General features: G+C 61.5%; 11 protein-coding genes. 3 read left to right on the top strand and 8 right to left on the bottom strand.

Translation table 11 applies throughout. The features are described from left to right. Positions 1-10 precede the first annotated feature (10 nt). Complete coding sequence (locus QYH69_RS12615; RefSeq protein ID WP_308832189.1) at positions 11-1,819, top strand: hypothetical protein; 1,809 nt, start codon at positions 11-13, stop codon at positions 1,817-1,819. A 33-nt stretch (positions 1,820-1,852) separates the two neighbouring features. Here the strand turns inward: QYH69_RS12615 and QYH69_RS12610 are convergent, their stop codons facing one another. From QYH69_RS12610 to QYH69_RS12600, 3 genes are all read right to left on the bottom strand, one after another. Continuing rightward, positions 1,853-3,088, bottom strand: a complete 1,236-nt coding sequence (locus QYH69_RS12610) for an O-antigen ligase family protein (protein ID WP_308832213.1) — start codon at positions 3,086-3,088, stop codon at positions 1,853-1,855. Between the two features lie 85 nt (positions 3,089-3,173). Further along, the gene (locus tag QYH69_RS12605) at positions 3,174-4,070 is read right to left on the bottom strand and encodes a glycosyltransferase family 2 protein (RefSeq protein ID WP_308832188.1); all 897 of its coding nucleotides are present in this window, start codon (positions 4,068-4,070) and stop codon (positions 3,174-3,176) included. Positions 4,071-4,130: 60 nt separating this feature from the next. Next, positions 4,131-4,913 carry a glycosyltransferase family 2 protein gene (locus QYH69_RS12600; protein WP_308832212.1) on the bottom strand — a complete coding sequence of 261 codons (783 nt, stop codon included), beginning with the start codon at positions 4,911-4,913 and terminating at the stop codon, positions 4,131-4,133. Between the two features lie 195 nt (positions 4,914-5,108). Between QYH69_RS12600 and waaC the strand changes: the two genes are divergently transcribed. Next, positions 5,109-6,134: a lipopolysaccharide heptosyltransferase I gene (waaC, locus tag QYH69_RS12595; RefSeq protein ID WP_308832187.1), complete on the top strand. Its 1,026-nt coding sequence runs from the start codon at positions 5,109-5,111 to the stop codon at positions 6,132-6,134. Between the two features lie 18 nt (positions 6,135-6,152). Here the strand turns inward: waaC and QYH69_RS12590 are convergent, their stop codons facing one another. Further along, on the bottom strand, positions 6,153-7,787 hold the full coding sequence (locus tag QYH69_RS12590; protein ID WP_308832186.1) for a methyl-accepting chemotaxis protein: 1,635 nt from the start codon (positions 7,785-7,787) through the stop codon (positions 6,153-6,155). A 200-nt stretch (positions 7,788-7,987) separates the two neighbouring features. On the opposite strand from QYH69_RS12590, the gene QYH69_RS12585 reads away from it, so the two are divergent. Beyond that, positions 7,988-9,091, top strand: a complete 1,104-nt coding sequence (locus QYH69_RS12585) for a glycosyltransferase (protein ID WP_308832185.1) — start codon at positions 7,988-7,990, stop codon at positions 9,089-9,091. A 23-nt stretch (positions 9,092-9,114) separates the two neighbouring features. Here the strand turns inward: QYH69_RS12585 and QYH69_RS12580 are convergent, their stop codons facing one another. The 4 genes from QYH69_RS12580 to QYH69_RS12565 form a co-directional block, all read right to left on the bottom strand. Beyond that, positions 9,115-10,134: a glycosyltransferase family 4 protein gene (locus QYH69_RS12580; protein WP_308832184.1), complete on the bottom strand. Its 1,020-nt coding sequence runs from the start codon at positions 10,132-10,134 to the stop codon at positions 9,115-9,117. Positions 10,135-10,140: 6 nt separating this feature from the next. Next, positions 10,141-11,094, bottom strand: coding sequence for an NAD-dependent epimerase/dehydratase family protein (locus tag QYH69_RS12575; RefSeq protein ID WP_308832183.1), 954 nt, complete (start codon positions 11,092-11,094; stop codon positions 10,141-10,143). A gap of 27 nt (positions 11,095-11,121) precedes the next feature. Beyond that, on the bottom strand, positions 11,122-12,306 hold the full coding sequence (locus QYH69_RS12570; protein ID WP_308832182.1) for a glycosyltransferase family 1 protein: 1,185 nt from the start codon (positions 12,304-12,306) through the stop codon (positions 11,122-11,124). Positions 12,307-12,434: 128 nt separating this feature from the next. Continuing rightward, entirely contained in the window at positions 12,435-14,312 is a 1,878-nt protein-coding gene (locus tag QYH69_RS12565; protein ID WP_308832181.1) for a nucleoside-diphosphate sugar epimerase/dehydratase, read from the bottom strand. Between the last annotated feature and the right edge of the window lie 33 nt (positions 14,313-14,345).

Below are 14,345 nucleotides of genomic sequence, written 5' to 3'. Positions count from 1 at the left end.
CACAATCGATTTGAACAGCAGAGAAGCGTGGCGGCGTGCGCGTTTTCTCGTGCCGCTCCTGTTTGGCGTTTACTCGCTGTGGCTTGGGCAGGATCGCAACTGGGATCAGCTGAACTATCACCTCTATAACGCGTTCGCTCTGCTGAACGGCAAGCTGGAAATCGACATTGCGCCGGCGGGCATGCAGACGTATTTCAATCCGTTGCTCGATGTCGTTCCATGGTTGCTCTACAAGTATCTGCCCGCCCCCTTCGTTGGTTTCGCGCTGGGTGTGCTGCACGTGCTCGTGTTTGTGCTTGTGCTCGAGATCGCGCGCAGCATCTTAAGCGGTTTGTCGCCAGATGAGCGTTACCGGACGCCCCTGCTGCTCGCCCTCGCCGGCTGCCTGACGGCGAATTTCCTCGTTGGCATCGGCAATACGATGGGTGACGATACCACTGCGCTACTCGTGCTCGCGGCCGTCGCATTGATCCTGAACCGCTGGCATCAACTCACGGTCCTGTCGGTTCGCGCATTCGCGTTTGCGTTCCTGGCGGGTCTGTTGGCGGGCTGCGCCGCAGGGCTCAAGCTGACCAATGCTGTCTATCCAGTCGCGATCTGCTCGGCCTGCCTCACCTTGCCCGGTCATGCCGTGGCGAGACTACGCGCCGCGTTCTTCGTCGGACTAGGGGTACTCGCCGGCATCGCCGCAACCGCCGGGTTCTGGTTCATGAAGATGTGGGACATGTTCCGCAACCCGGTGTTTCCGCAGTTCAGCAACATCTTTCCGAATGATCTAGTCCCGCCCGTCGCTGTCGCGGACACGCGCTGGTTCCCGACGAGTTGGCACGAAGTGCTGCTCTGGCCGTTCATTTTTTCGTGGAATTCGCAGCGCGTAACGGAACTCCATGTTCACCAGATTATCTGGGCACTGCTATACGTCAGTCTGATCGTCTGGGCGCCCGTTGCCGCATGGCGTGCACTGCGGGCCCGCAACGCGAATGAGCCCAGGTCGGCCATCGATGCGAAACGGGCATTCCTGATTGTGTACGTTTGCGTAGGCTACATCGTCTGGCTCAAGGTTTTCAGCATTTACCGGTACACGGTTGCAATGGAAGTGCTGACACCGCTTGCGTTGTACGTGGTGCTAGTCGATCTTCTGCCTGAACGCGGTGTGGGCAAACGTGTTACCGCTGGCGCGCTCGTGGTTGCAACACTGGTTGTCGTATTGGGCGGCGCGCCGACGTTCGGCCACGAGAGATGGGCCTGGCGCGCATTTCGCGCCGAGGTGCCGGCACTCGCAGATCCCGCGCATACGACGGTCGTGATCGTCGGCGCTGCGTCCGGTTGGGGCTGGCTTGCGTCTTTCTATCCGGCGAACGTCGCGTTCGTCAAAGTGGACGCGTTCCCGACGACACCGGTCTATGACGAGAAGGTGAAGACACTGATCCAGCAACGCGGGGGCCCCGCATTCGTCGTGATGAAGGGCTACGAGAACTGGCGCATCGCAAATGTCGCGAGAGTGGATTCGATCGTGCGCCACTTCGGCCTGATGGACTCGCCCTCAGGTTGCGGAATGGTTCGACGGACAATCGCGCGACTGCACCTTCACGCGGCCGTGGAGAACAATGCGGACGGGACATGTCGCCTCGGACTGCGCGACGACGACAAGCGCGACCTGGAGCAACAGAATATCCCTGAAGCCGCTCGCACTAACGAAGTCCTGATGCAACACGGGATGTCGCTACGGTCGTTGAAATGCGAGCGGTATGCCGCTCATGTTGGCAGCGAACCGTTTATTTATCAGCTGTGTCCGCTCGATACACGCCTCAAGCGCTAGCGAAAGGCGTACGCGCCCTTCGGCGCGCACCTCTCACGCAGCTCGCGGTGTAGCGCTTCCGCTCTGCCTGCTCAAACGCTCATCTTTTGTCGCAGCGCTGCGGCGATAGCCGCAGCCGAGCAGAATACCGGCAAGCAGCACCAGCATGTGCCCTTCAGTGAAGTCGAGCAACATCGAGTTAGCGAGACAACCGAGCGCAAATGCGGCGAGCCAAGCCAGGAGCAAATGTCGGGGCCGCCGCTCGAGCGCCATTGCATCACGGGCGATTTGCGCGAGCAGATTGATAAACAGCGCGATACCGAGCCCGCCCAGCTGCACGCCCAGCAGCAGATATTCGTTATGGGGGTTATGAGTCGGCAAACCTTCCGCGCCAGTCTTGCCGGCAGTCAACTTCGTGAACTCGGTGCCAAGGCCGGCCGTGCCGTATCCGAAAACCGGCCTCTGTTTGATCAGTTCCAGGCTCTTGCGATACCACTCGAGACGCAAACCAGACGAGGTCATAGCATCTGTCTGGCGGTATTCGCGCACTTCCGAGGCCACCTGCAACAATCTCCCGCTGGGCACTGAACACGCCACAACCAGCGTCAGTCCAGCAACCGCGATGAGACCCGCACCGCAAAGCACCGGATGCAAGCGCAGCGTGCTGCGGTTAACAAACGACAACCGTGCCGCCACGACGAGCAAGAAGATCAGTGCAACGATCTGCGCCGTTCGGCCCTGAAGCATGACGAGCACGTTGACGAATGCGAGCGCGGCAACCGCCGCCAGAACGAGGCGCCAACGGGAGCTGCGTGCCGTGAATGCCAGATCGGCGGCCTGGTAGAACAGAAGCGCGCTCAGCATGCCGCCTGAAATACGATTCTTGAACACCCATGCACGCGTATCAGGCTCCAGCGGATTATGCGCGGGGCCGAGAGCGGTCAGGCCGATGTAGTTCGTCGTCGACAGCACGGCGACGACAGCGAGCGTCACGAACAGACTGCGGCACACGATAGCCTGCCAGTTCGCGTCGGCGTCTTCGAAAGCGACGACGGCAAACGGCAGGATCAGCAGCTTCACATACTTGCCGAGCCAGGACCACGCTTCCGAATGCGGCGCCACGGTATAACCCACACCGACCAGCAGAGCGCCGAACAATAGCAGCGCCGAAAGCGCCGAGCGGTGTCGAAGCACTGACGGCAGGTTGCGCCAGAACTCCGGAGCGCTAAGCAACACGAGTACAAAAAGCGCGCATGCTATGTTAGTCACCGCTGTCGATATCGGCACCATGCAAAGCGCGAGGACTGCGCAGACACGCGCAGCCGTGATCCGGTGCGAGGGAGTTTTTCGGATGTCCTGCATCGATACTTGCAATTCATTGCTCCAATAAAGACGGTGTGTCGATCACATCCGCGTGCTGGTTCTCTTCAACGGCGTGCTCCGGTTCGTGGAGCCCGCGCTCGGCGCGCGTAGTGCCCCGCGCAAGCCGGGCAATCACACGTTCCTGGTTTTGCTTTTCTCTGTCTCGCGCTTCATGTGCATGCCACAGATGGAGCACCTCCGTCGCGCAGAATCCGTTCTTTCTCGCGACGCCCGAATTGTGCAGGCGAACCACGAGATCGGCGTCTTCGTGTCCCCAGCCCGTGAAGGTTTCGTCGAAGCCGTTTATCGCTTCGATGTCCGAACGCCACGCGGCCAGATTGCACGTCTTGATGCCGCGCCAGACGAAACCATTTACACGTCGTCGGGAAATATCAGGTAACCGAGTCAGCAACGGCAGCACCTTGTTGATCTGCCCCGTCGCGCGCTGGCGCAGCCAGAACCATGTCGACAGTTCGAAAATCGGCAGACGTCGGGCGAGCGCCGCTTTAGTCAGCTTCTGGCCAAGCAAAACGCGGCTGCCGGTGACAACCGTACGCGGCGCCGCAAGCGCCCGGTGCCGTGCGATGAAATCGCGTTGAGGCACACAATCGCCGTCGAGGAAAATCAGATACTTGCCACGTGCACGCGCAATGCCCTTGTTGCGGCTCGCTGCTGCGCGAAAGCCTTCGTCCGGTTGCCAGACGTGAGTAACGGGCACCGCTGCCCGTTGTGCAATTCGCTCGATCAATTCGCGCGTCGACATGCCGGAGCCGTCGTCGGCTATCACGATCTCGAAGTTGCGATCCGTCTGTGCGAAGCATCCGTCGAGCACCAGTTGCAAAGCATCAGGACGGTTATAGGTCGTGACGATGACCGAAATAAGGTCGTTGGTCTTTTTTATATCTGCCATTTTTCACTTCTTTTTATGCTGGTTGGTTATCTTCAACCTTTGCCATTAGCCCCGCTGCTTCTACTTCTTTTTAATGGCCCCCGCGAGCATTAGCTTCAGATAGCGATAATAGCTGCCCTCCGCGCTCGATATCGCGATTATAAGGCCGGCCCGTCCGTCGAGAAACCCTCGTTTAAGCACGTAACTGCGCACGAAGGTCCAAAATCCATGCCCCAGGGCGCGCGCCAGTCCGCCGTGCGCGCCCCGGTCAAGCCGTTGACGTGCGCCGGCACTCGAATACGCGTTGAGTTTATGCAACACGGTGTCGAAGTCATCGTAGGAGTAATGCAACAACTTGCCCGTGAGATTTGCCGCAGGCGATTCGAATACGAGCCGCTCATGCACGAGATCGTCTGAAAAGCGCGCCGCACCGCGTTTGAAAAGTCTCGGTACCCAATCCGGATACCAGCCGCTATGGCGCACCCAATGGCCGCAAAAATTCGATAAGCGGTCGACTGCATAAACATCGGCGCGCGGCGCCTCGATTGCGGCGCGAATCGAGGCCGCAAGTTCAGGCGTCACGACTTCGTCCGTATCGATGGAAAGAATCCAGTCTGTCGATAGCGCGGCTAAGGCCCGGTTCTTTTGCGGACCGAAGCCCGGCCACTCGCGCTCGACAATCACGCGCGCGCCATGCGCTTCGGCAATGGCGGCCGTGCCGTCGGCGCTGCCGCCGTCGACCACCACGATCTCGTCGGCAAATGCGGCGGCCTCAAGGCATTGCGCAAGCCGCGTTGCGCTATTGAGCGCGATGATCGCAACGCCCAAGGTCGGCCGGGGCGAAGGACGCAACTGTTCTGGCATTGCACTGGTCTCGATGCAAAAGGAAAAGGAGTATACCGTTCCCTTACTGCAAGTTGGCCCGACGCAAAGCCCGCATTCCTCTCGAGTTCCGCCGCTGCTAGAATGCCGCACTTGCCGATCCCATTCCATGCCCATTTCGACGCTTTTGATCGCGGGTTTGATTCCGGGCATCGAAACATTATCTGTGGGCTATCCATGAAGCGAATCCTCGTCATCAAAGTCACGTCACTGGGCGACGTCATTCAGGCGCAGCCCGTCGTCGCGGACTTGAAGCGCGCCTTTCCCGGCGTCGTGGTCGACTGGGCATGCGATGAAGTGTTCGCCGATGTCGCGCATTGGAATGAAGGCATTGACCGTGTGCTATGCGCGCCGCTGCGTCGTTTTAAAAAGGCGCGACGCTGGTCGGATTTCAAGGCGATTTTCGCGTCGATATCGGAATTGCGCGCGCACCGCTATGACGCGGTGATGGATATTCACGGGGTGTATAAAAGCGCAATCATCGCGTTTCTCACGCGTTCGGCGCGGCGCTATGGTTATCACTCGAAGAATCTCGGGGAACAGGGCGCCGCTTTTGCCTATACGCATCGCTTCGTGCCGCGACAGGACGTCAATGCGTGGCAAGGCATGCGTGACACGGTAGCCGATGCGCTCGGCTATCGCGCCGACAATCCCGCGGTCTACAACCTGCGGATTCCGCGCCCGGATCAACCGATCGTCGATACGGGCGGGGCCCCGCTTGCCGTGCTGTTTCATGCGACATCCAAGGACGACAAAAAGTGGCCCACTGAACATTGGATCGCGGTGGCAAAGGAACTCGTCCAACGCGGTTTCCATGTGGTTTTGCCTTGGGGTTCGCCAGCCGAGCGCGAAGAGGCACAGAAGATCATCGAGCAGGCGCCGCAAGCGCACCTGCTGCCGCAGTTGAGCGTGACTGCCATCGCACAGATGATCGACGCGTCGGCGCTCGTCGTGGGCGTCGATACCGGTTTCGCGCATCTTGCACATGCGCTCGGCAAGCGCACAGTCATGATCTTCACCGTGACGTCGTCCGTCCACTCAGGCAATCAGGCGCCCTACCGCTCGACGTCGATCGGCGGCGATGGCGTGGTGCCGACGGTCGCAGAGGTCGTCCAAGCGATCGACTATGTGCACAGTAGCGCGCCGGCTCAGAGCGGCGAAGTCAGCAGCGAAATACGCATGGAGTCCGCAGTTCGCAACTGACGCGGCGCGCACATCCGCTTATACGGCCATGGCGGCGGCGGGCATCGGCGAGTGCGCGGCTGCGTCGCGAACGGGCGCGTCGTGAGGTGCAAACCCGCCGCTGCCACTGCCGAGCCTGAACACCGCGACCGCCTGTCTCAAGGCGTCGGTCTGCTCCTCCAGCGATTTCGCCGCTGCGGCAGCCTCTTCGACTAGCGCCGCATTGTTCTGCGTGACCTGATCGATCTGTGCGATCTCCTGATTGACCTGTTCGATGCGCGCACGCTGTGCATCGGCAGCGTCTTCGAGTTCGCCCATGATGCCGGTCATGCGTTCGACGGCCAGACGCGCATCGGCCATCGTGCCGCCCGCTTCGCCGACCAGAGACGCACCGAGTTCGACCTGCGTCGCCGACTCGCCGAGCAGATCCTTGATCTCCTTCGCTGCGGTCGCCGAGCGCTGCGCGAGACTGCGAACCTCGGCCGCAACGACCGAAAAACCGCGGCCGTCTTCACCTGCGCGCGCCGCTTCAACCGCTGCGTTCAGCGCGAGAATGTTCGTCTGGAATGCGATCCCTTCGATCACGCCCGTGATCTCCGTGACCTTGCGCGACGAATTCGTGATGCCGCTCATCGTGTCGATCACGCGGTTCACGACATCCGCACCGCGACTCACTGTCTGGAGCGCACCCTGCGCGAGACGGTTTGCTTCCTTGGCGTTTTCCGCGTTCTGGCGGACCGTTGACGACATCTGCTCGATGCTTGCCGCCGTGCGCTCGAGCGCTGCGGCCTGCTGCCCCGTACGATTCGACAGATCGAGATTGCCGGCCGCGATTTCCGTGACGCTATGCGCAATCGCGTTGCTGCCGCCTCGCACATCGGAGACCGTACTCGCAAGCCCATCGCGCATCTGCGCGAGCGCGGCAAGCAGCTGGCCCATTTCGTTACGCGAATGACTTTGCACGCCTACCGTCAGATCACCGGCGGCAATGCTACGGAAATGCGCGATCGTTCGCTCGATGGGCCGCACGAACGCGATCGACATGGCGATACGCGCGAGCACGCCTATCAGGATCGCCGCCAGCCCGACACTGCCGAAGGCGATCGCCGAGATGCGGAACTGCCGCGCCGCCGCTTCCGCGTCGCGGCGCTGGTTGTCGGCCTCGTATCGCTGTAATGCGTCGATCGCTTTGGCGTACGGCGCGTAGTAGCGGTCCGCGGTTTCGCCCTGGATCGTGCGGAACGTATTGAAGTCGTTATCGACAAGCGCCTTGTATTCGGGCTCGAGCGCCTCGGAAACGAGCGCGGCGCGCGCCTTGGCGGCCGTCTGCGCAAGCGCGCGTTCCTCGTCGCTGACGAACGCGCCTTCCGCATAGGCACGGAAGTCGTTGTTCGAATCGGCAAGCAGCTTATGGGCGGCATTGAGCATCGCTTCGGTCGCCTTGCCGACGCTAAACAGCGTTTCATAGCTGCCAAGTGCAAGCCGCACCTGGAGCAGCTTTTCCGAACTCGCATTCAATGAAGCGAGCGACGCGGAGCCGCGTTGCGCATCGCGCAGACCGTCGTTGGTCGCCTTCAGCGAACCGTAACCGACGCCGATCACGGTCAGCAGCAGCGCGACGAACAGGACGATAATGAAAGTCAGTCCCCCGCGGATGGTGATGTGTTTAAGCATGTAGTCTCCCGAACATGATCGCGGATGCGTGCTGAGATCTCCGCACTCGTCATATCGGCAGCGGGGCCTTGCCGGCTGATAGGGACAATCCATGAGAAGCCGGCGGTCAAGCGCGATGCCGGATGCGTCATGGATCATTTGTATAATCGTGCGTTTTGTGTTCGGGCCGCACTTGCCGGCCCACTGCCCGGCCTCTTCTCATGCTTAGCTTCGCGCTCGGTTTCATCGTTTCCCTGCTGATTACGCTGCTGATCGTCCGCTACGCGCATCTGCATGAACGGTTCTCGCTAGACAACGATCTGTCGGGCGCCCAGAAATTCCATGCGCACCCGGTGCCGCGTGTCGGCGGGATCGGCATTCTGTTGGGCCTCGTTGCCTCGGCCGTGCAGTTGCAGCATGCATATCCGGCCGTGTCGAACGGCATTCTGTTTCTCGTTGCATGCGGATTGCCCGCGTTCGGCGCCGGACTGATCGAAGACCTGACGAAGCGCGTCTCGCCGCTGGCGCGTCTTATCTGCACGATGGCTGCCGCGGCGCTCGCCTACTTTCTTCTGCATATCGCGGTTACACGCATCAGCGTGCCGCCGCTCGATTTTCTGCTGACCTACGCGGCTATTTCGTGCGGCGTCACCGTGCTTGCGGTCGCGGCACTCGCGAACGCGATCAACATCATCGACGGCTTCAACGGGCTTGCGTCGATGGTCGCGTTCATGATGTTCGCGTCGCTCGGGTATGTCGCGTTCCAGGTGCATGACCCGGTCGTGCTCTCGGCGTCGCTGATCATGATGGGCGCGGTGATGGGCTTCTTTATCTGGAACTTCCCGGCGGGGCTGATTTTTCTTGGCGACGGCGGCGCCTATTTCGTGGGATTCATGCTCGGCGAGCTGTCGATCATGCTCGTGATGCGCAATCGCGATGTATCGGCGTGGTATCCGGTGCTGCTGTTCATGTACCCGATCTTCGAGACGTGCTTCTCGATCTACCGGAAGAAGTTTATTCGCGGGATGTCGCCTGGCATTCCAGATGGCGTGCACCTGCATATGCTCGTTTATAAGCGGTTGATGCGCTGGGCGGTGGGCGTGAAGACGGCGCGGGAGCTGACGCAGCGCAATTCGCTGACGTCGCCGTATTTATGGTTGCTGTGTCTGATCGCGGTGATTCCGGCGACGCTGTTCTGGCGGCATACGGTGCACCTGTTCTGCTTTGTTGTGGTGTTTGCGGCGACTTATGTGTGGCTTTATGTGAGTATCGTGCGGTTCAAGTCGCCGCGGTGGTTGGTGGTGCGTAAGGGGCACAAGGGATAGCGGCAGAGTCGGTTTCGACGCTGCTACCTGCCGCCGCTATCGCGCTGGGCGCGCAGATGCCCTTGCCAGCGCCTGTCGATCGCGAAGCCGACGACTGCGAGCACGCCATACCAGACTGCAACCATCATCCACTGAAGTGCGTCCGGCAGGTTGCGCGCGAGCAGCGCGATCGATGACCCGACGAGCATCAGCCAGTAATAAAGCAAAGCGACCTGCACATGCGTGCTGTTCAGTTGAACGAGCCGTTGATAGTAGTGTTCGCGATGCGCCTGCCAGACCTTTTCTCCCCGCGCGAGCCGACGCAGCAGCGTGACGGTCGCGTCCGCGATAAAAGGCGCAAAGGCCAGCGCGGGAAACCACACAGGCCAAACGCCGTGCTGCCAACCCCAAAAGCCGAGCGCACCGGCAAGAAAGCCGAGCGGAATCGAACCGACATCGCCGAGAAAGATCCGCGCCGGATTGAAGTTGAGCACCAGAAAGCCGAGCGCCGCGCCCGCGACAACGGCAGCAGCGAGCGCTAGCTGGGGCTCCAATGGCGCAGCGGCCACTGCATAAGTGGCGAAGCCGAACACCGCCATCCCGCCTGCGAGCCCGTTCGAGCCATCCATGAAGTTATACAGATTCACGAGCCATACGATCACGAGCACCGCAGCCGCTGCCAGCCACCAGTTGATGTCGACCGCCGAAAACATCACGGCCGCTGCGGCAACCACGATATGCGCGGCGAACCGGATGCGCGCCGGCAGCCCTCGCCGGTCATCGATCAGCGAGACGATGCCAAGCAGCACGGCGCCACCGGCTAACGCGCGCATCGACGGCGCCTCCAGCGCGATCAGCATCGAAGCGGCAGGCAGCAAGCCCCATCCACCGATACGCGGCACCGGCCGCGTGTGTAGCGAACGCTGGTTCGGCACGTCGATCGCGATCTTCCATGCCAGGCCTGTGCGCAGCAGCACGGCAAGAATGCCGAAGCTGAGCACCGCAGCAAGTAGAGCGATGGCGAGCAGAGCGAGCGGGTGTGCCATGTAGATGTCGGTGCTCATATCAGATCAGCGCGATGCCCTGAACGCCCGAATCGTCTCCGCGAGTCCATGCGATACGGACCACGGCGGAGTCCAGCCCAATTCGCGCGGCAGCCGAGCGCAATCGACACGCAATGAGCTCGTCAGGCGCTGCACCTGCGGCCCCTTCCCGGTCAGCTTGCCGGCTGCACGCAGCCACGTCACCGGCACTGGCCACAAACGCGCGGGGCGATGCAGCTCCGTCGCGATCGCGCGGACCATGCCTGCGACGGTCTGATCGTCGAGGTCGCTGACGTGGAAGACGCCATGGACCGGTCCCACGTGCGTGGCCAATGCTCGGATCGCGTCCGCCAGATTGCCGACGTACACCATGCTGCGGCGCGCCTCCACTGAACCAAGCGGCAGCGGCAAGCCGCGCTCGATCGCCTTGACGAGCCCGAGGAAATTTGCACGCACGCCGGGTCCGTAGACGAGCGGCGGCCTGACGATCGCCACCTCGACGCCATTCGCACGGCCAAAATCGATTAGCGCCGCTTCGGCTTCGTATTTGGATACGCCATATGGATCGACCGGCGCGGGAATATCGTCTTCGCGCCACGGGCGGCCGGGTTCGTCTTCGCCGAGTGCCTTTACGCTGCTGACGAACACAATGCGCGATGCACCGGCGCTCACTGCCGCACGCGCCGCATTCATCGACCCTTCGACATTGGTCGCGCGATACGCGGCCAACGGGTCCGACGCATCGTCAGTCATCAGGTGCACGCGCGCGGCAAGAAGAATCAGCGTGTCGCACGGTTCGAGCGCGGGCTTGCCTGCAGCAAGGCTTGCGAAGTTATCGTCGGCGACGACCAGCTCGCGCACGCGCGGGTCGTGTGCACCCTCCCGCCGCACGAGCGCGGTCACTTCATGACCGGCATCGCACAGCACCGTACTAAGCGTACGGCCGACGAAACCGTTGGCACCTGTTACTGCGATCCGCATCGTGATCCTCTTGTATTCGTCGCGCGCTTACCCGACTAGCGAACGATACACGTCGGCGGTCTTCTGCACGGTCTGTTCCCATGTGAGTTCAGCCGCACGGCGCAGTCCCTTCGCGATCAGATCGTTGCGCAGCGGCTCGTCGTTCAGCATCCGCTCGAGACCGGCTTCGATTTCCTCGACCGAATACGGATCGACGACGAGCGCCGCATCGCCCACCACTTCGGGAATCGACGTGACGTTCGACGTCAGCACCGGCACGCCGCTCGCGAGCGCTTCGGCAATCGGCAAGCCGAATCCTTCATAGAGCGACGGATAGCCGAATACCGCGGCCGACGCGTAGAGCTTCAGCAACGTCGCGCGCGACACATACCCCGGCGTAATGATCTGGCCTGCGTTTGCGAGCGGTTCGATGTCGCGCATCAGCGCCGAATTCATCCAGCCGTCCGCGCCGATCAGCACGAGCGGAAACGCATGCCGCAAGTCGGCCGGCAGCCGGGCGAACGCCTCGACAAGCCTGCGCAAATTCTTGCGCGGTTGCAATGTACACACTGAGAGCACGAAGCCGCGATGTCGCAATCCCAGTTCGTCGAGCGCGGGCGCGCACTCTTCCTGCGAATAAGGCCGGAACGACGATTCGACGCCGAGATGGATCGTCACGACCTTCTCGTCAGGCAAGCCGTAGATATCGTGGATCTCGCGCTTCGTATAGTGGCTATCTGCGATCACCCTTCCCACCTGGCGGAACGTCGGCGGCAAACCGTCGTCAAGATACTTGACGGCGACGCGCGGATGAAACTCGGGATGGCGGCGATGGGACAGATCATGAATCGTCACGACGCTCGGCCCCTTATACGGCGACGCGACGAAATTGGTTTCATGGTACAGATAGCCGCGGCTGCCGAAGTCTTTGCGCGCGCTTGCGGACATGATGTTGCGCACGATGGTGCGCGACTTGTAGACACCCGGCACGTGGCGCGCAGCGCGCAACATCGACGCAGTCAGGCCATCGCTGAATTGCGCGGCTTTGCCGAGGGCGGCGTCGGTGCGCATCAATGCGTCGAGGCTTGCTCCTTGAAACACCGTCGATCCGACCCAACCCGCGATGTCCTCCACGTCCGGCTGCCGGAGCAGCCCTTCAATCAGATGCTGTGTGTAGTAGCCGATGCCGCTACGGGGCGGCCGCAGCGAGTTCAAATCATAGAGAAGTTTCATTAGTCGAGAACGAGCCGTCGCATCGGGCAAATAAACAGGCCGCGTGCGGCGCATTCCTGCAAGCGCCGCCGCGGCGGATTTGAATTCTGGAGTTTCTGAAGCGAAAGACCTGGCGCCCGGTGTCAGCCCTACATGGCCTGCCGTGCCGGCTGCACGGGTTGCAGCAGAGGCGGGGTAACCGGTTGATATTCAGGCACCCACCGCCGCAGATCGCGCCGTACTTCGTCGTCCTGCGGCACGCGATTTTGCATAAGCCAAGGCAACAATTCATCGAGCAGATTATTGGCTGCCTCACGCGCCCGGGCAATACGCAGTTTCGGATGCGGCGTGCGGACCGTGGCCTCGTCGTCGGCCAGCAGTTCTTCGTAAAGTTTTTCGCCGGGGCGCAATCCGCTGAACACGATCGGCACCTGCTCTTCGTTAAAGCCGTAGAGCCGAATCAGATCGCGCGCGAGATCGACGATCCTCACGGGCTGCCCCATGTCGAGCACGAAAATCTCGCCGCCCATGCCCATGCTCGATGCCTGCAACACCAGTTGCGACGCCTCGGGAATGGTCATGAAGAAACGCGTGATCTCCGGGTGGGTAACGGTCACCGGGCCGCCCTTCGCGATTTGCTGCTGGAACTTTGGTATCACGCTGCCGGCGCTGCCAAGCACATTGCCGAAGCGCACGGTCTCGAGCTTCGTGCGCGTCGTGGTCTGTTGCAGCGCCTGGCAGGCCATCTCCGCGAGCCGCTTGCTCGCGCCCATCACATTGGTAGGATTGACCGCCTTGTCCGTCGAGATCAGCACAAAATGCTTCACGTCATGGCGGATCGCTGCGCGCGCGACGCGATAAGTGCCGAGCACGTTGTTGCGCACGGCCTGCCATGCGTTCAGTTCTTCCATGAGCGGCACATGCTTGTATGCGGCTGCGTGAAAGAGAATGTGCGGCGTGTGGCGCGAGATCACTTCGTCGAGCAGCAGCGAGTCTTTGGCGTCGCCGACTACGGGAATTAGCGGTACGGTCGGAAAGCGTTCGCGCAGTTCTTCGGCCAGCTGGTACGTGGCGAATTCGGAAATATCGAATGCAATAAGTTGCGCGGGCTCGAAGCGCAAGATCTGGCGACATAGCTCCGAGCCGATCGAGCCGCCGGCCCCGGTGACCATCACTACACGGTCCCGCAGAAGCGCTTCGACGTGAGGCGTGTCGATGCGTACCGGTTCGCGGCCCAACAGATCTTCGAGGTCGATCTGGCGGATGCGTGACAGGAAGCCTTGGCCTTGCGACATCGCGGTCAGCGCCGGCAAAACCATCGCGCGGACCCCCGCGCGCACACACAATGTCGCGGCACGTCGCTGCGCCTCGACGGACGCCGTGGGAATGGCGATGATCGCGTATTCGGTCTTCAGTTCAGCAGCGATGCGCGGCAGGTCGCCAATGCTGCCGAGCACCTTGTAGCCGTAAATTTCGCGACCTTGCTTCGCAGGTTCATCGTCGAGCAGGCCGACGAGACGCCATTCGGCCGAGCGGGACAACTCGCGTGCGAGACTGGCACCGGCTGTGCCGGCGCCTAACACGACAACCGGCTTGCCTTGCGCGACAAGGCCACCATAGCGGCGGAATTCCTTGGTGGTGCGGTAGAGGGCGCGCGAGCCGCCCATCGTGAGAAAGAGCAGCAGTGGCGAGACGAGCAGGACCGAGCGCGGGATGATCGGCGTGGGCTGGAACATCACCGCTCCGATCATGACGAGCAACGCGCCAGCGCAGACCGCTTTCGATATGCGAATCAGATCAGGCAGGCTCGCGAAGACCCACATGCCGCGATACAGACCGAAGATGCGGAACAGGACCGCGTAGGTGACAACAACACCGGCCAAAGCATGCATGCCGCCCATGCGGAACTCATCCGGAACGGCGCCATTGAAACGGAGCACATAGGCCGCAATCCATGCAAGCGCGACCGCGCACGTATCGAAGGCAAACGCGCATAACGATAGCCACGACGACCTGAGTCGATACATATCCCGGGGTACCTCTGATGTTTGTGGATTTAT

Origin of the sequence: Paraburkholderia sp. SARCC-3016, from assembly GCF_031119615.1 — a bacterium.
In the GTDB taxonomy this organism is placed as follows: Bacteria; Pseudomonadota; Gammaproteobacteria; order Burkholderiales; family Burkholderiaceae; genus Paraburkholderia.
Note: the sequence above shows the minus strand (reverse complement) of the source record. Positions and strands in the feature narration are given on the sequence as shown.